This is a genomic window from Microbulbifer sp. HZ11, assembly GCF_000708675.1.
Taxonomy (GTDB): Bacteria; Pseudomonadota; Gammaproteobacteria; order Pseudomonadales; family Cellvibrionaceae; genus Microbulbifer.
Genome location: NZ_JELR01000002.1, coordinates 373,188 through 394,183 on the forward strand (window position 1 = coordinate 373,188; position 20,996 = coordinate 394,183).

Here is a 20,996-nt window from a genome sequence, read left to right on the forward strand (position 1 = left end):
TTTAACCAAAATTTAATAAATATTAATAACTAAAGTTAATTTAACCGGATGCAAACACTTCTTAACGATTGTAAATTACACAGCATGATCAATAAAGAATCAGAATCCATAATTTGTACTTGATCCCGTTATGTCACGTTAGTTCCACAAATCTATTTGATCCTTTAAAGTCAGCGCGCACTCGAATTACAACAAACCAATAAAAGTGCCTCTAAGTACATAAAGGATGCATTTATGATCAAGACCAAGTTGAGTATCGCTATTGCAGCGCTCGGCACTATCGCCGCCACTGGTGTTTCCGCTCAGGAAAACGTGCCGGGCCCGGCTGTAGAAGAAGTAATCGTTACCGGTTCTCGTATTGCACGGGATCCGCTGTCCACCACCGGCCCAATCACTATTGTTGATTCCGAAGCGATCAGCCGCTCCGGTGTGGGCACCATTGACGAGCTGCTGAACCAGCTGCCGTCCATGGGTACCACTGGTATCAATGCAAACGACAACAACGGCGGCCAGGGTCTGGCATTCGTTGACCTGCGCAACCTCGGCTCTGCCCGTACTCTGGTACTGGTAAACGGCCGTCGTTTCGTATCTTCCGCTTCCGGCGTCAGCTCCGCGGTAGACATGAACAACATCCCGGTCGATATGATCGACCGCATCGAAGTACTGACTGACGGCGCTTCCGCCGTATACGGCGCTGACGCCGTTGCCGGTGTCATCAACGTGGTGATGAAAGACTCCTTCGACGGTGTTCGCATCAATGCACGCGCCGGCGCTACCAAAGACGGCGGCGGTGAGAATGGCGACCTGTCCATCACCTTCGGCAGCGAAGGCGAGCGCGGTAGCTTCATTGCAAACATCACTCACGCACAGCGCGACGAGATTACTTACAACGATCGCGACTGGGCCGGTCTGACCAGCTCTATGGGTCCGAACGGCAATATCTTCACCAACTACGGCAGCTTCAGCATCGGTGAAGATGGCGTGACTCTGGGCGACTACGCCGGTTACGACATCGGCCAGCACATGTGGCTGTCTGGTGCAATGGAGCGTACTTCTGCTACTGCTTCCGGTAAATTCTCCATCACCGACAGCGTAGAGCTGTGGGGTGAGGCGAGCTTCACCACCAAAACCAGCAACCAGCAACTGGCTGCACAGCCTCTGTATGCGGGTAACGGTTTTGACCTGGACCCAGAAGTTCACCTGCCAGAAGCCATCAAGTCTCAGCTGGACGAAGCATGGCAAGCAGCCGATGACGCTTATCAGATCGAGCTGGCTGCCTATGAAGCTGCGAAAGCCGAATGGGAAGCCCAGGGCAGCCCGGAAGGACTGGAGCCGAAAGCACCGGAAGCCTCTCACGGCACCGACTGGGTTGATGGTTTCTCCGACTTCCGTATTCGTCCGGTATCTGGCGGCACCCGCTCTTACGAGCAGACCACCGATACTTACCGTCTGGCTACCGGCCTGAACGGTGACTTCTCTAACGGTTGGAGCTGGGACACCTTCGTGAGCTACGGCAAAAACGAAGGCGAAAACGTCATCCTGAACTCTTACAACAAAACCAAGTTGCAAGAAATCTTCAGCGGTGAAGCTGGCCTGGACTACGATTTCGCCGGCGGCATGAGCCCGGAAATCATGGACTACTTCCGCTACGACGACTACGAAGACAACTCCTACGAGCTGTTGAACGTTGGCGCGTCTCTGTCCGGTGACATCAACGCCATCGAATTCCAGGGCGGTGCTCTGGGCTTTGCAGCAGGTGTTGAATACCGTGAAGAGTCCGGTGAGTTCAACCCGTCTGTGGAAACCCAAAGTGGTGACACTTTCGGTAACCAGCAGGATGCCACTGGTGGCGAGTACGACGTAACCGAGGTGTTCGCGGAATTCAATCTGCCAATCCTGCAGGGTGCCCGTTTCGCAGAAGAGCTGACTGCTGACGTAGCGGTTCGCTACTCCGACTTCAGCACCTTCGGTGGCCAGAGCACTGGTAAAGTTGGCCTGGTTTACGCACCGGTTGAAGACGTGCGTTTCCGTACCAGCTACTCCACTTCTTTCCGCGCTCCGGGCATCTACGAGTTGTTCAGCGGTTCCGCGCAGAGCTACGAGTACCTGATCGACCCGTGTGATACCAGTGAAGCGAACAAAGACGGCCAGGGTGCAAACTGCGGCATGGTTGGCGCTGGCTTCACTCAGTCCGGCAACCAGGTACCGACCAACATTGGCGGTAACGAAGAGCTGACTCCAGAAGAAGCAGAAACCTTCACTGCCGGCATCGTTTGGACCCCGAGCTTCGTAGACGACCTGTCTATCACTCTGGACTACTACGACATCAGCATCGAAGACGCGATCACCTCTCCAGATCTGCAACGCATCCTGGATGACTGCTTCCGTGACGGTGTTGCGAGCGCTTGTTCCTTCGTAACCCGCGGCGCGGGCGACCAGATCGTATCCCTGGAAGGTGCGAAGATGAACATCGGTCAGATCGACACCCGTGGTGTTGACGTCGATATCGTTCAAAACCTGCACTTCGACGCTGGCCGTCTGGGCCTGCGTGCACAGGCTTCCCGTCTGCTGGAATACAACGAGTTCAACGAGCAGTCCGGCACCGAGTCTGACTACCTGGAATACGTTGGTACCACCGGTGGTCTGTACGTGAAGTGGCGCGGCCTGGCCAGCGCGACCTGGTACGGCAACGACTGGGATCTGGGTGCTGAAATGCAGTACTTCGACGACGGTGAAAGCCCCTACCTGCCGGTTCAGTCCATTACTTATCTGAACCTGCGCGCAGGCTGGGACATCAACGAAGGTACTCGTCTGTCCGCTGGTATTGATAACGTGGCGAACAAAGACCCACACACTACCTCCGGCAGCGACTGGAACAGCTTCTACGACTTCCAAGGTCGCTACTTCTGGGCTGGTGCTTCTTACCAGTTCTAAGTTGTGGACTTGACGTTGTAGACGTTCAGTCAACGAAAAAGGGGGATGCCAATGGCATCCCCCTTTTTCGTACAAATAATCATAAAATACTTCTAAGTTACCACCGTCCGAGAAGGCTCGCCGGTCCCACAGAATACCTGCCTGGGATGTCTCCAGGAGTACGCCGTGAAGGTGAACTCTCACCAACTCCGCCCATTTCCATGAGTTCTAGCTTTTTCATATATACCCTTTGTGCCGAGGCGTTATCTGCCAAGTGAAATGCCTGGAAAAAATGCTCTTTCGAGTCTACGAATTCACCAAGCCTGTAGTTGGTCAACCCCATCAAAAAATGAAACCGGTGATCATCCTCGTATTGCCACATAGCACGCTTTAACTGCTTCTTTGCGCTTTTATAATCACCATGCTCATACGCGTTGCGCGCCTGATAATACAGGTAGTAGGGGTTGCGTTCGCGGTGGAAGCGGGCCTTTTCGGCATAGTGATCGGCCAGGTCGAACTTACTCTGCTTGCGATACAAGCGCTCCAGATTACTCATGGCAATGGTATGGCTGCTTTTCAGCTGCAATGCTTGCAGGTAGCTCTGTTCTGCGGCAGTAAACTCTCGATTGCGACTATATAGCGCTCCGAGGTTTGCCCACAGGTCCGCGTCTCCTGGCCTCAGGTCCAGCGCCTTACGCAAATAGCGAAACGCATCGACCATTTGCCCCTGCTGCATCAGCTCCAGGCCGCGATTGCTGTAGTACTGTGCAAAAGCTTCGTTATCCGACAGCTTGCGCTGGTCATAGATGGGGTCGTAGGCCTCGAGATTGAAATCCACCACGCGGCGGCCCCGGGGGCTCTCGCTCACCATATTGATATGGCGGTACACCACGAAGGTCTGCGACTCCTCATGCCCCCATACGGGTGGCACTTCCACCTGATTGAAGTAGGCATCCGCCCCCAGTTCCCGCGCCATGGCCACCATCATCACGGTAAAGGCCATACAGTTGCCCACCTGCTCGCGGTAAGTGCCACTGGCGGTCAATGTCTGATCCGCCTGATACTGGACGGTGAAGTCGCGATTCTCGAAGCCTTGCAGCAGCGCAGCCAGTCGCTGCTGGGGACTGGCCTGCGGGGCGACATGAGCGAGGTACCTGCGCATTTCCGGAGAGAGACCGAGAATATCGTCTTCCGGCAACGCCATCCGCGGTACCGGCTGCTCAAACAGCGCTTGCCCCGAGAGCAGCCAGCCCACATCTGTCGGGGCTGGGGGATCGACCGGGTTGCTGGCGCAGCCGGCCAGTAGAACCGCGGCAATCGCCGTACAGGCAGCGATCCGCCTGGGCTGGAAACGCGGGCGGTTCGCGAAATGTGACCGTTTGATTTCTGGCAGTCCAGAATTTTCCGGGGTTTTCATGGTTATTCTCCCCATAACGTGTTCTGAATCCCTGATTTTCCACAATTCTTGTCGCGTAGGAATACCTTTCGCAGGTTCATTTCCTGTTTCACCTGTAACCATTCGCCAGTTTCCGGGACCGCTGTTACACTCGGGAAGGTCTCTCTAAAGCTATAACAAGTTAAAGCTATAACAATCGGAACAACTGATATGTCGTCACAGCCACAACAAAACAGCGATGGCTTCTTTGGCCATCCCAAGGGGCTCTCCACCCTGTTCTTTACCGAAATGTGGGAGCGGATGAGTTACTACGGCATGCGGGCTCTACTGGTCCTGTTCATGACCGCCAGCCTGCAGCAGGAAGGCCTTGCCTTCACCGTTGTCGCCGCTACCGCGATCTACGGTCTCTACACCGGTGCGGTGTACTTTCTGGGTCTCCCCGGTGGCTGGATTGCGGACCGCCTGCTCGGCGGGCAGCGCACCGTCTGGTACGGCGGCATTATCATCATGTGCGGCCATATCGTGCTCGCCATTCCCAGCGAACACACCTTCTTTATTGGCCTGATTCTGGTTGCCACCGGTACTGGCCTGCTCAAGCCCAATATCAGCGCACTGGTTGGCCACCTCTACGCCGACGACGATGTGCGTCGCGACAGTGGCTATGCCCTGTATTACATGGGTATCAATATTGGCTCCGTGCTGGGCTACATGATCTGTGGCTACTTCGGTGAGAAAGTCGGCTGGCACTGGGGCTTCGGTGCCGCTGCTGTAGGTATGGCAATTGGCCTGGTTCAGTACCGCAAGACCATCGGTAACCTGGGCGATGCCAGTCTGAAGCCGGAGCACCCGATGACACCAGCGGGCGAAAAGAAAGCCTGGAGCACCATCTGGGCGATCGTTGGTACCGTGGTGGTGATTACCGCCCTGACCATGAGCGGCGTGATCGCTTTTGACCCGGTTGCCGTAGCCAAGTACGTGGCCATTGCCTTTACCGTCATCTTCTTCGCCTACTACGCCTACATCTATTTTGGCGGCAAACTGTCCCAGGCCGAGAAGAAGCGCATGTGGGCCCTGTTCCTGGTGTGTGTGGCGTCCGCCTGCTTCTGGTCCGGGTTCGAACAGGCGGGCTCCTCCCTGAACCTGTTTGGTCGTGACTTTACCGACCGCATGATCGGCTCCTTCGAGATTCCGGCATCCTGGTTCCAGAATGTGAACCCGATGTTCATCATCATTCTGTCTCCTTTCTTCGCCGCCCTGTGGATCAACCTGGGCAAGCGCATGATCTCGCCATCCTATGGCATGAAGTGCGCCATCGGCCTGATCATCATGGCCACCGGCTTTATCGTGATGTTCTTCGCCGCCCAGCAAGCCGCGGCAGGCCTAAAAGTCGCGCCGATGTGGCTGGTAACCACTTACTTCCTGCACACCGTAGGCGAACTGTGCCTGAGCCCTGTAGCCCTGAGTGCAGTGAGCAAACTGTCACCGCGTCGCTTTGCCGGCCAGATGATGGGTGTGTTCGTACTCACCTACTCCATCGGCAACATCATTGCCGGCCTGCTGGCGGGTAACTTCGATCCGAACAATGTATCCGAGCTGCCAAATCTGTACCTGCAGATCGCCATCTTCAGCATTGGTATCGGTGCCGTGATCGCGCTGATCAGCCTGAAGTCCAAATCCTGGGAAGGCCAGGGTGAGGATCATATCGAAGCGGTTGAGCCGGCCGAGGCGCCAGCGAAGACTGTTTAATTCTCGGCTTAGCCCGAAGTAAAAAGGCCGCTGCGGTTTCCCGCAGCGGCCTTTTTTATTGATTTGCCAGTCGAACCAATCAGCTGGCGACTACCGCATAGTTCAGCCAGATAAACCGCGCACCGATGATGAACAGCAGCCCTGCGAAACAGTTCTTCAGTAACTGCGGCGAGAGCTTGTGAGCCAGCAGGGCGCCGAAGCGGGCAAACCAGGTACTCGCCAATACAATCCCCAGAAACGCAGGCCAGTAGATATAACCACTGCTCCATTCCGGCAATTGTGAATTATTCCAGCCCTGTACCGCAAAACTGAGTGCACCGGCAATGGCGATCGGCAGACCACAAGCCGCCGAGGTCGCCACCGCGCGCTGCATCACCACATGGCAGCGGGACAGGAAGGGCACCGTCAGTGAGCCCCCACCAATCCCGAAAATTGCGGAAACCCAGCCGATAAAGCCGCCGGCAATCGACAAGCCCACTTTGCCAGGCACCTTTTCGCCGTTGCTCGGCAGCGATCCCTTACGCAGGCCATCGAGCCACATCTTGAGCGCGATGCCGACAGCAAAAAGTCCGATCAGCAGCTGTAACCAGGCACCGCTCAACCAGTCGGCGGTAACACCGCCCACCCAGGAGCCCAGCAGAATTCCCGGTGCCATGGCAATAAAGATCTTCCAGTCCACCGCACGTTTGCCATGATGGGTACGCACCGAGCTGATTGAGGTAATGATGATGGTGGCAAGCGAAGTCCCCACGGCCATATGGGTGAGGATTTCCGGCGCGATGCCCTGGGCGGTAAATACCAAGACCAAAGCAGGCACGATGATCAGACCGCCGCCCACTCCGAACAGACCGGCTATGGTACCTGCACCCATCCCCACCAACAGGTAAATCAATAACACTTCCACTGAACTTCCCCCGGAATCCCTGCTTATAAAGTTCATTCAAACAAAACGGCAGGAAAGCCGTTTTGCACAGCCGAAGGCTGCCCGAAGGGTGAGGGCCAAGGATGGCCCGAATGAAAAAACGGTGGCATATAGCCACCGTTTTCCGTCGCTTGCAAGCAAGCGTGCCAAACCGGGAGGAATTACTCCTCGCCAGTGGCCTCATCCGCCTGCTCGGCTTCTTCGGCTTTGGCTTCCTTGATGGACAGCTTGATGCGGCCGCGCTGGTCTACGTCCAGTACCTTTACTTTGACCATCTGGCCTTCGCTCAGATAGTCGGTCACCGCGTTGACGCGCTCTTCGGCGATCTGGGAAATGTGTACCAGACCGTCTTTACCCGGCAGGAAGTTAACGAACGCGCCGAAGTCGACGATACGTACAACCTTACCTTCGTAGATAGCGCCGATCTCGGCTTCCGCGGTGATTTCCTCGATGCGGGTAACTGCCGCTTCCAGGCTCTGGCCGTCTTCACCGAATACCTTCACGGACCCATCGTCTTCGATGTCGATGGAAGCACCAGTTTCTTCGGTGATGGAGCGGATGGTCGCACCGCCTTTACCGATCACGTCGCGGATCTTGTCCGGATGGATCTTCAGGGTGGCGTAACGCGGGGCGTTTTCGTTCACAACCGAGCGGGACTCGCCGATCACCTTGTTCATTTCCGCCAGGATGTGCAGACGCGCATGCAGTGCCTGTTCCAGGGCCGTTTCCATGATCTCTTCGGTGATGCCTTCGATCTTGATGTCCATCTGCAGTGCAGTAACACCAGAAGCTGTACCGGCTACCTTGAAGTCCATGTCGCCCAGATGGTCTTCATCACCCAGGATGTCGGTCAGAACCGCAAAGCCTTCGTCTTCCTTCACCAGGCCCATGGCGATACCGGCAACCGGCGCTTTCAGCGGTACACCCGCGTCCATCAGTGCCAGACTGGAACCACACACGGAAGCCATGGAGCTGGAACCGTTGGATTCGGTGATTTCGGAAACCACACGCAGGGTGTAGGGGAATTCTTCCGGATTCGGCAGAACGGCAGCGATACCGCGGCGTGCCAGACGGCCGTGGCCGATTTCGCGACGGCCGGTCGCGCCGACACGACCCGCTTCACCTACAGAGTAGGGAGGGAAGTTGTAGTGCAGCATAAAGTAGTCTTTACGCTCGCCTTCCAGGGCATCGATGATCTGTGCATCGCGGGTGGCACCCAGAGTGGAAACCACCAGTGCCTGGGTTTCACCGCGGGTGAATAGCGCAGAGCCGTGGCTCTTCGGCAATACGCCCACTTCCACGGAGATAGGACGTACGGTTTTGGTGTCGCGACCGTCGATACGGGGCTCACCGCGCACCACGGCGCCGCGTACGGTTTTCTTCTCCAGCTTGCCGAAGTAGCTCTTGACGGTGCCTTCATCCAGCTCGTCAGACGACAGAGCTTCAGCAGCTTCGTTGCGCAGCTCCGCGAGGCGTGCAGTGCGCTGCTGCTTATCGGTGATCTTGTAGGCTTCGGCTACTTTCTCACCGAACTGGGCTTCCAGTGCGGATTTCAGCTCTTCGTTTTCCGGCTCCGGCTGCCAGTCCCAGGTGGGCTTGCCCGCTTCGGCTTTCAGCTCTTCACAGACCTTAACAACCGCCTGCATTTCCTGGTGGGCGAACAGTACCGCACCCAGCATAATGTCTTCCGGCAGCTCAGCGGCTTCGGATTCCACCATCAGAACGGCGTCTTTGGTACCGGCTACCACCATGTCCAGTTCGGACTCTTTCAGAGCCGCGTAGCCCGGGTTCAGCAGGTAGCCGTCTTTTTCGGTGTAACCCACACGCGCGGCACCGATCGGGCCAGCGAAAGGAATACCGGATACGGACAGTGCGGCAGAGGTACCGATCATGCCGGCGATATCCGGATCTACGTCTTTTTCCGCGGACAGTACGGTGATCATTACCTGTACTTCGTTCATAAAGCCGTTCGGGAACAGCGGGCGGATCGGACGGTCGATCAGACGGGAAGTCAGAGTTTCTTTCTCAGACGGGCGGCCTTCACGCTTGAAGAAGCCACCGGGAATCTTGCCAGCCGCGTAGGCCTTCTCTTGATAGTGTACGGACAGCGGGAAGAAGCTCTGATCCGGCTTGGCTTCCTTGGCACCGACTACGGTACACAACACAACGGTTTCACCCATGGTGACCAGCGCTGCGCCAGTGGCCTGGCGGGCGATACGGCCGGTCTCGATGGTGACCTGATCTTTTCCGTACTGGAATGTTTTGGTTACTGGATTCACTAGTATCTTTCCTGTTTCCTTACGGCTGCTGGCCCATTCCAACAGCCCCTACAAAGTGGTGGATGCGCTGCGCTTATCCCCCCTACAGCCACAAAATAACACTGTGCCGTAGGGCGGATAAGCGTAGCGCATCCGCCGGTGGCGAACCTTGCGGTACACCAAATAGAAGAATGCCCGCCAGAAGGCGGGCATTCTCAGGGTCTTAGCGACGCAGGCCGAGCTTGGCGATCAGCTGAGCGTAACGGTTCAGATCCTTGCGCTTCAGGTAGTCCAGCAGCTTACGACGCTGGTTTACCATACGGATCAGACCACGACGGGAGTGGTGGTCTTGCTTGTGAGAAGCAAAGTGACCCTGAAGCTTGTTGATGTTGGCAGTCAGCAGGGCTACCTGGACTTCCGGGGAACCGGTGTCGCCTTCAGCCTGGCCGTGCTCTTTCAGGATGGCTGCTTTTTCATTTGCAGACAGTGCCATAACGAATTACCTCGTTCGTAACATGCTTTGAAAATTCGGCTGGCCCGTGCATGTTTACAGACCAGCTAGTTGCGATTGCGGGTTACCCGCTCACAGTACCTTCCCACCGTCATTCCGGACATTTTTGTCATACCGGACTAGATCCGGTGCGGAATCCACTGGATACCGGCCTGCGCCGGTATGACGACGGTAAGGAGTGCTACTTTACCAGGCGGCGCGGGGCGACCCGTCCGTCATCAGTAATCTCTCCAACGCCTAGAAATTCACCACTTTCCAGGAAGAGGCGCACCATATCACCTTCGTCGCCCAAACGATAGACCTGCAGATCCATTACCGGCTGACCCTGACGCAGATAGTAACCCGTGTCGTCAGAAAGGATCATTTTGGGTAAGCCGGAGGCGGGAGAATCCGCCGGAAGCAGGTGGTGATCCAGCTCTTCGGCGCGGCCTTCTCCGCGCTCTTCGGTCAGCGCATCCAGGGTGACCGAGTCGTCTTCGTGGTAGGGGCCGGCGGCGATGCGGTGCAACTTCTCGACGAAGGCGCCTACACCCAGTGCCTTGCCGAGGTCTTCCGCCAGGCTGCGTACATAAGTGCCCTTGGAGCAGTGCACCTCGACCACCACCCGCGGCAGCTTGTCCGGTGATGCGGAGCCCGGGGTAAAACTCACCAGCTCGTAGGAAAAGATCTCGACCTGGCGCGCCTCGCGCTCCACTTCGATGCCCTGGCGCGCCAGCTTGTATAAAGGCTGGCCATTGTGCTTGAGGGCAGAATACATGGACGGAACCTGACTGATGGTTCCGCGGAATGCGGCCATGGCATCAGAAACCTGTTGCTCCGTAAGGCCTGAGGCGTCACTGGTGGCAACCACGTCACCATCCGCGTCGCCGGTCTCGGTGGTCATGCCAAAACAGAAGGTGCTGCGGTAACGCTTGTCCGCATCCAGCAGGTACTGGGAGAATTTGGTCGCTTCACCGAAACAGATCGGCAGCACGCCGGTCGCCAATGGGTCCAGCGCACCGGTGTGGCCGGCGCGGTTGGCGAAGAACAGGCGTTTGGCTCTTTGCAGGGCGTCGTTAGCAGAAATCCCGGCGGGCTTGTTCAACAACAGCACACCGTCAATCTGCCGGCCCCATTTTGGTCGGCGGCCCATCAGTCGTTCTGTTCTTCCGAGTTGCTATCTGAGTCGTCGTCAGATTTTTTCTGGTCCGACTTCACTGCCTTGTCAATCAACGCGGACAAGTGCTGACCACGCACGGAGGTTTCGTCGTAACGGAATTGTAGACGGGGAATGGTACGGATCTGGATTTCCTTGGCGAGCTGAGTGCGCAGGAACCCTGCCGCCTTGTTCAGCGCCTCCATGGAAATATCGATCTTGCTGCGATCATCCTCGCCCACCAGGGTGACGAACACCTTGGCAGTGGTGAGGTCTCGGCTTACCTCCACGTCGTTGACATTGACCATGCCAACCCGCGGGTCGCGCACTTCGTGCTGGATCAGACGGGCCAGTTCGCGACGCATGGCGTCGGCTACCCGGTCAGCACGGTGGAATTCTTTGGCCATTGATTACCTATGAAAATGGCTGAAACAACGTCGTTCCGGCGCAAGCCGGAACCCAGAAAACCACGGTGGTTAACTGAACCCCGGGCTGTACCGGGGCGACGGTTCATTTCCCCCTGGATCCCAGCCTTCGCCGGGATGACGAAATATATTCGCCGGGGTGACGATCTATCTTCGTCAGTGTGACGGTCAATTACAGCTCGCGAGCTACCTTAACGATGTCGAACACTTCGATCTGGTCGCCCGGCTTGACGTCATTGTAGTCTTTAACGCCGATACCACACTCCATACCGTTGCGGACTTCCTGCACGTCATCTTTGAAGCGACGCAGGGATTCCAGTTCTCCTTCGTAGATCACGACGTTGTCACGCAGTACACGGATCGGCTTGTTGCGGTAGACGGTACCCTCGGTGACCATACAGCCAGCAATAGCACCCAGCTTCGGAGAGCGGAATACGTCACGCACTTCGGCGATACCGACGATTTCTTCGCGCTCTTCCGGATCCAGCATGCCAGACAGGGCCTGCTTCACTTCGTCCAACAGGTTGTAGATCACGCTGTAGTAACGGATTTCTACGCTTTCGGTTTCCGCCAGCTTGCGCGCGGCCACATCGGCGCGAGTGTTGAAACCAATCACGATGGCGCCAGAGGTCAGAGCCAGGTTGATATCGTTTTCGGCGATACCGCCCACACCACTGGAAACCACGTTGACGGAAACTTCTTCGTTGCCGATCTCCGCAAGAGCGGCCTGGATAGCCTCCAGGGAACCGCGCACGTCGGCTTTTACGATAACCGGCAAAACTTTCTTCTCGCCAGCTTCCATGTTCGCAAACATGTTCTCCAGCTTGGCCGCCTGCTGGCGCTGCATACGTTCGATGCGCTCTTTGTCGGCGCGCTGCTCGGCCACTTCACGAGCCTTACGCTCATCCGCAACCACGAGGAACTCATCACCAGCATTCGGCGTCGAGTCCAGACCCAGCAATTCCACCGGAGTGGATGGGCCGGCTTCCTTCACGGACTTGCCCAGTTCGTTGGTCATGGCACGTACGCGGCCGTAGCTCTGCCCGGCCAGCACGATATCACCGCGCTTCAACTCACCGCTCTGTACCAGCAGAGTGGCGACAACACCGCGACCTTTTTCCAGGCGCGCTTCGATCACAACACCACTGGCCGGCACACCGATTTTGGCTTTCAGCTCCAGCATTTCGGACTGCAGGGAGACGGCTTCCAACAGCTCGTCAATACCCTGACCAGTGTGGGCAGAGACCTCGATAAATTGCGTGTCACCACCCCAGTCTTCCGGGATAACGTCTTTGGCGGCCAGCTCGTTCTTGACGCGATCGGGATCCGCGGCTTCCTTGTCGCACTTGTTGATGGCAACAACCATGGGAACGCCTGCGGCTTTGGAGTGCGCAATGGCTTCTTCGGTCTGCGGCATGACACCGTCGTCCGCTGCCACCACCAGGATAACCACATCGGTCGCCTGGGCACCGCGGGCGCGCATGGCGGTAAACGCGGCATGTCCCGGGGTATCGAGGAAGGCGATTTCGCCCTGGCTGGTTTTTACCCGGTAGGCACCAATGTGCTGGGTAATACCACCGGCTTCACCGGAGGCAACCTTGGTTTCGCGAATGTAGTCCAGCAAAGACGTTTTACCGTGGTCTACGTGGCCCATAACGGTAACCACTGGCGAACGGGAAACTTCTTCACCTTCGATATCGGCGGTCAGGGCAACGAGTTTTTCTTCCAGCTCATTCTCGGAGCGCAGAACCACCTTGTGCCCCATCTCTTCAACGATCAGGGTGGCGGTATCGCGATCCAGGCTCTGGTTAATGGTGACCATCTCGCCCATTTTCATCAGGCGCTTGATCAGCTCGCCGGCTTTGATATTCAACTGCCTGGCAAGATCGCCGACGGTGATCGTCTCACCCAGTTGCACTTCGTACACTTGCTTTCCTGTCGGCTTCTTGAAGCCGTGTGTGTTCTTCACTTTCAGCGTAGGACGAGACAGAGATCGGGTACTGCGTTTCTCTTCTTCCGTTTCGAAAGCTTCCAGCGCGGCATCGTACAGGGATGTTTTGCTGGTTTTTTTCGGGCCGGACTTACCGCGACGGCTACGCTTCTTGCGCGGTTCATCGTCATCGCGATCGTCGACAACCGCCTCTTGTTTGCGACGCAGGGACGGTTTGACAGCGGAATCCTCTGTCGCCGCTTTCTGCTTGGCCTTTTCCGCGCGCTCTTTCTTGTCATCTTCGACACGCTTGCGCTCGGCTTCTACGCGGGCTTTCTTCTCTTCCAGCTCAGCGGCTTCGCGCTCCGCCTCTTTCTTGCGGCGCTCCATGGCAGCGATACGCATCGCCTCAATATCGTCGACATAGCTGGAACGAATAGGTGCAGGGGCGGGCTTCGGTTCGGCTTTGGGTTCAGGCTTCGATTCGACTTTTTCTGCAGGCTTGGCTTCAGCAGTCTTTTTCGCATTCACTTTTTCAGCTTCGGCAGCCTTGGCTTCAGCTTCTGCTTTGGCAGCCGCTTCCGCTTCCTGCTGAGCTTTGGCTTCCGCTTCGGCGCGCGCCTTAGCTTCCGCTTCGGCAGCTTCCTGCTCGGCGCGGGCGCGATCGGCGGCCGCCTTTTCTGCAGCTGCCAGCTCTTCTTCCGCCTTTTTCAGTGCGGATGTATCGACTTCGGCTTCGGCCTGCTCGCCTTCCGCTTCGGCGCGCTTAACGTAAGTGCGCTTCTTTCGCACTTCCACGTTCACGGTCTTGCGGCCTGTGCCAGAGCCGGTTTTCAAGGTCGTGGTGGTTTTGCGCTTGAGGGTGATTTTGCGAGGAGCGGCGCCCTCTTCCCCTTTACTGCTGCCGTGGCTGCTTTTCAGAAAATTGAGCAGGACCTGCTTTTCTTCCGCAGATACCTTTGCATCCGCTGAAGTGTGGGGCAAACCCGCCTCCTGCATCTGCTTGAGCAGACGCTCTTCGGTGGCACCAACCGATTTGGCGAGTTCGCTAACTGTTACTTCGGCCATTCTCTCTCCTAAAAAGTCACTTTGCAGCGGAGCGGTATTAGTTCATTTTACCGCTCCACCCTTGGCCTGCACGGCAGGCAATTGGTGGGCGCGGGTGCTGTACACCACGCGCAGTGCCGGGCAACAGCCCGGCACCTTGGCATTAAGCCTCTTGATCACTGTCGTCGGCGAACCAGGGCTCGCGCGCTTTCATGATGAGTGCAGCGGCACGTTCCTGGTCCATGCCTTCGATATCAAGCAGGTCGTCGACCGCCTGTTCCGCCAGGTCCTCCATGGAGGAGACACCGCGACTGGCGAGCAGGAACGCCAGCTGACGATCCATACCTTCCATGCTCAGCAGGTCTTCCTGGGGCTCGGACGCTTCCAGTTCTTCCTCGGAAGCCAGCGCCTGGGTCAGCAGTGCATCCTTGGCGCGAGCGCGTAATTCTTCGGCGATTTCCTCATCGAAGCCTTCGATACCCAGCATCTCCTCGATCGGCACATAGGCCACTTCTTCAAGGGTGGTGAATCCTTCTTCGACCAGAACGCCCGCAACGTCTTCATCGATATCCAGGCGTGCCATGAAGGTTTCCATGATACTGCCGGACTCCGCTTCCTGCTTCGCCTGCCACTCGTCAACGCTCATCACGTTGATTTGCCACTGGGTCAACTCGGACGCGAGACGTACGTTCTGACCGCTTCGACCAATGGCCATGGCCAGATTTTCTTCGGCAACCGCGACATCCATGGAGCCGGCGTCTTCGTCCACCACAATGGATTCAATTTCTGCTGGCGCCATCGCATTGATGACGAACTGGGCCGGGTTGTCGTCCCACAGCACGATATCCACACGCTCACCAGACAGCTCGTTGGATACTGCCTGAACACGCGCACCGCGCATACCCACGCAGGCACCGACCGGATCGATACGTCCATCGTTGGTGTTGACGGCAATCTTGGCGCGCAGCCCGGGATCCCGCGCTGCGCCCTTGATTTCAATCACCTGCTCGGAGATCTCCGGCACCTCGATGCGGAACAGCTCGATCAGCATTTCCGGGCAGGAACGGCTCAGCATCAACTGCGGACCGCGTGCTTCCGGTTGGATTTCCAACAGGATGGCGCGGACGCGGTCGTTGAGTCGGAAAATTTCACGGCCAACCAGCTGGTCCCGCGGCAGGCGTGCTTCGGCGTTGTTGCCCAGATCCACGGCAATAAAGTCGCGGGTGACCTTTTTCACGGTCCCGCTCACCAGCTCACCCACGCGATCGCGGTATTCGTCAACGATTTTGGCGCGCTCGGCTTCACGTACCTTCTGTACGATGACCTGTTTGGCAGTCTGCGCGGCGATACGGCCGAACTCGACGTTTTCTACCTGTTCGCGATAAACATCACCGGCTTTCAGCTCGGGATCTTTCTCGTGGGCTTCCTCCAGGGTGAACTGGGTGCCCAACTCGGCGAGGGTGTCATCGTCGACCACTTCCCAGCTGCGGAAAGTTTCATAGTCACCAGTACGGCGATCGATGATCACCTCAATGGTGGAGTCTTCGTCGTAGCGCTTCTTGGTGGCAGTCGCAAGGGCCACCTCAATTGCCTGGAAAATAATATCCCGGTCAACGCCTTTCTCGTTGGAAACCGCCTCGGCTACCAGCAAGATTTCTTTGTTCATGCAGCTGCCTCTTTAAAAACGCTACGTGCTGACTAATCAATGCTCTGGTGGGGTCTGTAACACCACTCCCACCGGCTACTTTCGCATTGCCCTAATATGATCGACCCATTTCGGGCCGGAAAATCTGAAACTGTACTTTTGCAGCCGTGCTTACTTTTCGTTATCAAACTGCGGGATAATATTGGCCTTCTCGATACTGTCGATGGGCAGCAGGTACTCATTTTCGCTGTCGATACGCAAAACGATTTCATCGCCTTCCACACCTGCCAGCAGGCCGCGCCACTTGCGCTGGCCATCCAGTGGCATGCGCAAACGCAGCTCTACCTGGGCACCGATATAGCGCTGATACTGTTCCAGTTTGTACAGCGGACGATCCATACCCGGAGACGAAACCTCCAGGGTGTATTTGCTGCTTATAGGATCTTCCACATCCATGACTGCGCTCACCTGGCGACTGACTTTCTCACAGTCGTCCACAGAGATGCCCCTTTCCGAGTCGATGTAGATCCGCAGCAGGGCATTGCGACCATGGGTCTGATAATCAATGCCCCACAGTTCACAATCCAGTGACTCGACCACCGGAGCCAGGAGCTCTTCCAACAGTTCGCGTTTGCTTGCCATATCACCTGTGGCCCCTCTTCGGGGCGGATGCGCAACCGGTTGCGCCGATCGCAGAGAACAAAAAATGGGCAGCGAAGCCAACCCCACGGTCCGAATGAGAAACCGCGGCGCCGACTCCCGGCCCATTCGGATGGCAAACCACGTTTGCCGCAGATACGAAAAAGCCCCTAACAGGGGCTTTTACTGCACGAAAACAACCTGAAATGTTTTCGCAAAATTTGGTAGCGGGGGCAGGATTTGAACCCTAGACCTTCGCCGGCCATGCCGCCAGAGGTGAAAAGCGAGCCCGAGTCGGGCATCTAGCTAAGAACCAATGGTACCGGAAATTGGTAGCGGGGGCAGGATTTGAACCTACGACCTTCGGGTTATGAGCCCGACGAGCTACCAGGCTGCTCCACCCCGCAACAACATCTTGGGAGTTAACAACCATCTACACATCAGAAGTATAAGATGGAAATTGGTAGCGGGGGCAGGATTTGAACCTACGACCTTCGGGTTATGAGCCCGACGAGCTACCAGGCTGCTCCACCCCGCACCGACACTTCCCAGAGACCGGATCCTGGTAGAGACCGGCCCCTCGCGATGGGTTGCCCCAACCGCTCAAGAGGCTGCGCATTCTATTGATCGCCCCCCGGGGAGTCAAGTCACTTTTGGCATTTAATCACACCCCTAGATCTCGGGACGGGAATAACGTCACCTCGCCTCTTATATATAGGCAGTTTTATCACTCCCAGTGCTTCAACATTACGTATCGCTCCCCGTGCCGCAGTCAGGAAACAACATTGATAAACATTCTCATTTTACTTATGATCGCCGCCATTCAATAAATAGGCAGGCACAGATACGCAAGACATCCGCGTGAGGGCTAACCCTCACCGCATGGCGGTTAAACCTTCGGCCCCTGCCCGCAACAATTCGCCGCATCATCCGGCAAAATCGTCCAATAAATTCGCCCAATAACACATCCAGTTTTCTCAAGGAGCTCAGCATGCGCGGGACTCGTACCACCCTTGCTCTGGCCATTGCCGCCACCAGTACGCTTTCCATTGCCGCGGAAAGCAACTCCCAGATCAAAGAAGAAGTAGTGGTTACCGCAAGTCGTACGGAAAAACCCTTAAGCGCCATTCCCAATACCGTCACCCTGATCGACCAGCAGGAACTGACCAATCAGATGGCCGCCACCAGCGACCTGTCGACCATTCTCGGCAACCTGATTCCGAGCTTTTCCCCCAGCCGCCAGAAGATGACCAGTTCAGGCGAGAGCCTGCGCGGCCGCAAACCACTCTACCTGATCGACGGTGTACCGCAGTCCAACCCTCTGCGTGACGGCGGTCGCGATGGTCACACCATTGATCCACTGGTTCTGGAGCGGGTGGAAGTGATTCACGGTGCCAACGCCATCCACGGCATGGGCGCCTCCGGCGGTATCATCAACCTGATTACCCGCACCCCGAGCGACGAGTTTCAACAGAGTGTGCGGGTGGAGTCTGCTTTTCAGACCGATGAGTTGAACGACACTCTGGGCTACAACGGCAGCTACAGCCTTTCCGGCAAGTTAAGCGATGTAGACGTGTTGGCCAGCATGACCTACCGCAATTCCGGTATCAGCTACGATGCCAATGGGGAGATTGTCGGCTTCGACAATACCCAGGGCGACACTATGGACAGTGAAACCAGCAATGCGTTTATCAAGGCTGGTTACAGCTGGGATAGCCAACGCGTGCAGCTGACCATCAACCACTTTCTGGTGGAGGGGAACAACAACTGGCTAAGCGTGGACGGCGATATTGACGCCGGTATTCCCACCACGGCGGTAAAAGGTGAAGTACCAGGAAAGTCCCCCTCCAACGAGGTCACCACGATAAACCTGCAATACAGTAACGAAGATTTCTTCGGGCAGAAGCTGCGCGCCCAGGTATTTTCGCAGGATTTTGCCGGAACCTATGGCGCGACCAACAGCGGCACGTTTCAGGATGAAGACACCTACGGTCCTGATCTGTACGACCAATCCCAGAACAACTCAGAAAAACGCGGTCTCAAGCTGACACTGATCAAGGACCAGATCGCCGGCGCCCCGGTAAGCCTCGCCTACGGTGTGGACCTACTGGAAGACGAAACCTGGCAGCAACTGATTCTGACCAGTCGAGCCTGGGTTCCGCCCACCCAGTATAAAAATATCGCGCCCTATGCTCAGGCGGAATTCAGCGGTATCGACCAGCTGACGGTTACCGCCGGCGTACGCCATGAGATCTCCGAATTACAGGTTGATGATTTCACAACCCTCGCGTCTTACGGCAGCCAGTTCGTCAAAGGTGGCAAACCCGAATTCAGCGAAACACTCGGAAATATCGGCGCGACCTATGCATTCACCGACGGCCTGCGAGTTTACGCAAACTATTCAGAGGGATTTTCCATGCCGGATGTGGGGCGGGTTCTACGCGGCATCAATGAACCGGGCCTTGCGGTCGAAAGCTTCCTGGACATGCAGCCAATTCTCACTGAGAACCAGGAACTGGGGCTGGAGTTTACCAGTGAGGCATTCGCAGCCCAGCTCGCCTACTACTCATCCGATTCCGATATTGGCCAGCGCCTGGCGCTTGGCGACGATGGCATCTACAGCGTGCAACGGGAAAAGACCGATATCGACGGTTTTGAACTGCGCGGCCAGTGGTACGCCACTGACACCGACACCCTGGAGGCCCGCTATGCCTACACCAAAGGCCGATACGACTCCAATGACGATGGCAAGGTGGATACAGATCTGGATGGCCGCAATATCGCTCCCAACCGCTTTAACCTGAGCTGGGCACGTAACTGGAGCGAGGTGTTGAGTACGCGAATCCAAGCAAATTGGCTGCTGGACCGTGATTTCGAAAACTCAGCAGGTGACGTCACCCGTGAATTTGACGGCTATACCATCATTGATGCCAGCGCACAGCTGCAGGCGATGGGCGGTGAACTCGCATTGGGTATCCAAAACCTGACCAATCAAGACTACTTCACCTACTACTCCCAGACCGCGGGTAATGACATCCGCAACTTCAAGGGGATTGGGCGCAGTGTGAACCTGTCTTACTCCAAGGTATTCTAATAAATAACGAGTGCTCGCCTGCAAGCAGGCTCCGATTGGAAGATACTCCGTAGGAGCCCGCTGGCTGGCGAATCCATAAATACGTCATTCCATGCGCAAAACATATTTCGTCCTGCACAAATACGCCGGTCTCACCCTGGGCCTACTGCTGTCATTGATCGGCCTCACCGGCAGTCTGCTGGTGTTCGACCACGCGCTGGATGAAACACTTGCACCGCAAACGGTAACCTTCAACCCGAGTGATCGCCCCGCCAGTTATTCAGAAATACTGGCAGCCGCGCAAGCCGCGGTTCCCGGAAATCCCGAGCCCACCCGCCTGATGACCCAGCGCCAGCCAGGCAGCCCCCACGTTGTACGCTTCCCCACACCGGAAGGCGCACCCGGCCCTATCGAAGTCAGCGTGTCACCCACCGACGCCGAAGTGCTGGCTGTGCGCGGCTGGGGCACCACGGAATACACCATGACCTGGCTGTACCGCCTGCACTACACGCTGCTCGCGGGAAAAAATGGCAAAACTGTGGTGGGTTTTATGGGCCTGCTACTGATGGTGTTCTGTATTTCCGGTGTCGTATTGTGGTGGCCAAAACTGAGGCACAGCGGAACTCGAGACTGGAAGCGGGCTTTTTCCATTTCGCGCACAGGGAATCGATTCCGGTTTTACTTTGACATCCACAAGGTCTTCGGCATTTATTTTTTACCGCTGCTGTTAATGATCAGCTTCTCCGGTGTGACGCTGGTATTTCCGACGCAAGTAGAAGCGGTTGTCGGCAGCCTGTTCAAAGTGGAGCCCCGCCCCGCCCTGCCCGGTTCACGGGTAATATCTGGCACACCGATTTCGCCGGATATGGCGGTAACCATTGGTGAAGAGGTTTTCCCCGGTGGTGTTCTGAAACGGATTTATCTGCCGCGCAATAGTGAAGACAGCTACGGCGTGACCTTCCGTGCAGAAGGCGAAGCCTGGACCAATTACGGAGCCAGCTTTGCACGGCTGGACCAGTACACCGGCGAAGTGCTATTGACTCAGAAGGTTACCGAGATCCCACTCGGTAATAAAATCCTGCGTTGGCAGTTCCCTCTGCACAATGGGGATGCCCTGGGGATAGTCGGGCGCTGGCTGGTGTTGTTGGCAGGCCTGGTGCCGGCACTGTTGTTTGGCACCGGCCTGTACCTTTGGTGGCAGAAGCGGCGGTTGAAAACGCAGGCTCAGCGAAAGCAACGAACAACCGTTACCACTATCACTACCACCAGCACAGAACCTGCCAAGGGAATCATGGCTGAAGCCAAGTGACCCCCTTACATTCATTCCTGTTCCCCCATCACCCAGGATGGGGGTTA

Annotated in this window: 13 protein-coding genes and 2 tRNA genes; 4 read left to right on the plus strand and 11 right to left on the minus strand. The window is 56.6% G+C overall.

The features are described 5' to 3' along the window. Positions 1 to 234: 234 nt before the first annotated feature. Positions 235 to 2,934 (plus strand): TonB-dependent siderophore receptor, encoded by a 2,700-nt coding sequence (locus tag AU11_RS09430; protein WP_043318959.1) that lies wholly within the window; start codon positions 235 to 237, stop codon positions 2,932 to 2,934. 97 nt (positions 2,935 to 3,031) lie between these two features. On the opposite strand, the gene AU11_RS09435 is transcribed toward AU11_RS09430, so the two are convergent. Next, positions 3,032 to 4,330, minus strand: coding sequence for a tetratricopeptide repeat protein (locus tag AU11_RS09435; RefSeq protein ID WP_081848046.1), 1,299 nt, complete (start codon positions 4,328 to 4,330; stop codon positions 3,032 to 3,034). Between the two features lie 189 nt (positions 4,331 to 4,519). On the opposite strand from AU11_RS09435, the gene AU11_RS09440 reads away from it, so the two are divergent. Beyond that, positions 4,520 to 6,055, plus strand: a complete 1,536-nt coding sequence (locus tag AU11_RS09440) for a peptide MFS transporter (RefSeq protein ID WP_043318961.1) — start codon at positions 4,520 to 4,522, stop codon at positions 6,053 to 6,055. Positions 6,056 to 6,134: 79 nt separating this feature from the next. Here the strand turns inward: AU11_RS09440 and AU11_RS09445 are convergent, their stop codons facing one another. The 10 genes from AU11_RS09445 to AU11_RS09490 form a co-directional block, all read right to left on the minus strand. Then, positions 6,135 to 6,959, minus strand: coding sequence for a sulfite exporter TauE/SafE family protein (locus AU11_RS09445; RefSeq protein WP_156035248.1), 825 nt, complete (start codon positions 6,957 to 6,959; stop codon positions 6,135 to 6,137). A 179-nt stretch (positions 6,960 to 7,138) separates the two neighbouring features. Next, the gene (gene pnp, locus AU11_RS09450) at positions 7,139 to 9,256 is read right to left on the minus strand and encodes a polyribonucleotide nucleotidyltransferase (protein WP_043318963.1); all 2,118 of its coding nucleotides are present in this window, start codon (positions 9,254 to 9,256) and stop codon (positions 7,139 to 7,141) included. A 202-nt stretch (positions 9,257 to 9,458) separates the two neighbouring features. Continuing rightward, positions 9,459 to 9,728, minus strand: coding sequence for a 30S ribosomal protein S15 (gene rpsO / locus AU11_RS09455; protein ID WP_043318965.1), 270 nt, complete (start codon positions 9,726 to 9,728; stop codon positions 9,459 to 9,461). A 199-nt stretch (positions 9,729 to 9,927) separates the two neighbouring features. After that, entirely contained in the window at positions 9,928 to 10,878 is a 951-nt protein-coding gene (truB, locus tag AU11_RS09460) for a tRNA pseudouridine(55) synthase TruB (protein ID WP_043318968.1), read from the minus strand. Beyond that, the gene (rbfA, locus tag AU11_RS09465; RefSeq protein ID WP_043318970.1) at positions 10,878 to 11,288 is read right to left on the minus strand and encodes a 30S ribosome-binding factor RbfA; all 411 of its coding nucleotides are present in this window, start codon (positions 11,286 to 11,288) and stop codon (positions 10,878 to 10,880) included. Before rbfA ends, truB begins: the two co-directional genes overlap by 1 nt. 190 nt (positions 11,289 to 11,478) lie before the next feature. After that, the gene (gene infB, locus AU11_RS09470) at positions 11,479 to 14,304 is read right to left on the minus strand and encodes a translation initiation factor IF-2 (RefSeq protein WP_043318972.1); all 2,826 of its coding nucleotides are present in this window, start codon (positions 14,302 to 14,304) and stop codon (positions 11,479 to 11,481) included. 142 nt (positions 14,305 to 14,446) lie between these two features. Continuing rightward, positions 14,447 to 15,949, minus strand: a complete 1,503-nt coding sequence (gene nusA, locus AU11_RS09475) for a transcription termination factor NusA (protein ID WP_043318974.1) — start codon at positions 15,947 to 15,949, stop codon at positions 14,447 to 14,449. A 150-nt stretch (positions 15,950 to 16,099) separates the two neighbouring features. Continuing rightward, positions 16,100 to 16,570: a ribosome maturation factor RimP gene (rimP, locus tag AU11_RS09480; RefSeq protein WP_043318976.1), complete on the minus strand. Its 471-nt coding sequence runs from the start codon at positions 16,568 to 16,570 to the stop codon at positions 16,100 to 16,102. 327 nt (positions 16,571 to 16,897) lie between these two features. Next, positions 16,898 to 16,974 (minus strand) — tRNA-Met (locus AU11_RS09485). A 54-nt stretch (positions 16,975 to 17,028) separates the two neighbouring features. Then, positions 17,029 to 17,105, minus strand: a tRNA-Met gene (locus AU11_RS09490). A gap of 453 nt (positions 17,106 to 17,558) precedes the next feature. Between AU11_RS09490 and AU11_RS09495 the strand changes: the two genes are divergently transcribed. Together AU11_RS09495 and AU11_RS09500 are read left to right on the plus strand one after the other, a co-directional pair. Next, the gene (locus AU11_RS09495; RefSeq protein WP_043318977.1) at positions 17,559 to 19,661 is read left to right on the plus strand and encodes a TonB-dependent receptor; all 2,103 of its coding nucleotides are present in this window, start codon (positions 17,559 to 17,561) and stop codon (positions 19,659 to 19,661) included. Positions 19,662 to 19,752: 91 nt separating this feature from the next. Further along, the gene (locus AU11_RS09500; RefSeq protein WP_051687136.1) at positions 19,753 to 20,949 is read left to right on the plus strand and encodes a PepSY domain-containing protein; all 1,197 of its coding nucleotides are present in this window, start codon (positions 19,753 to 19,755) and stop codon (positions 20,947 to 20,949) included. Positions 20,950 to 20,996 lie beyond the last annotated feature (47 nt).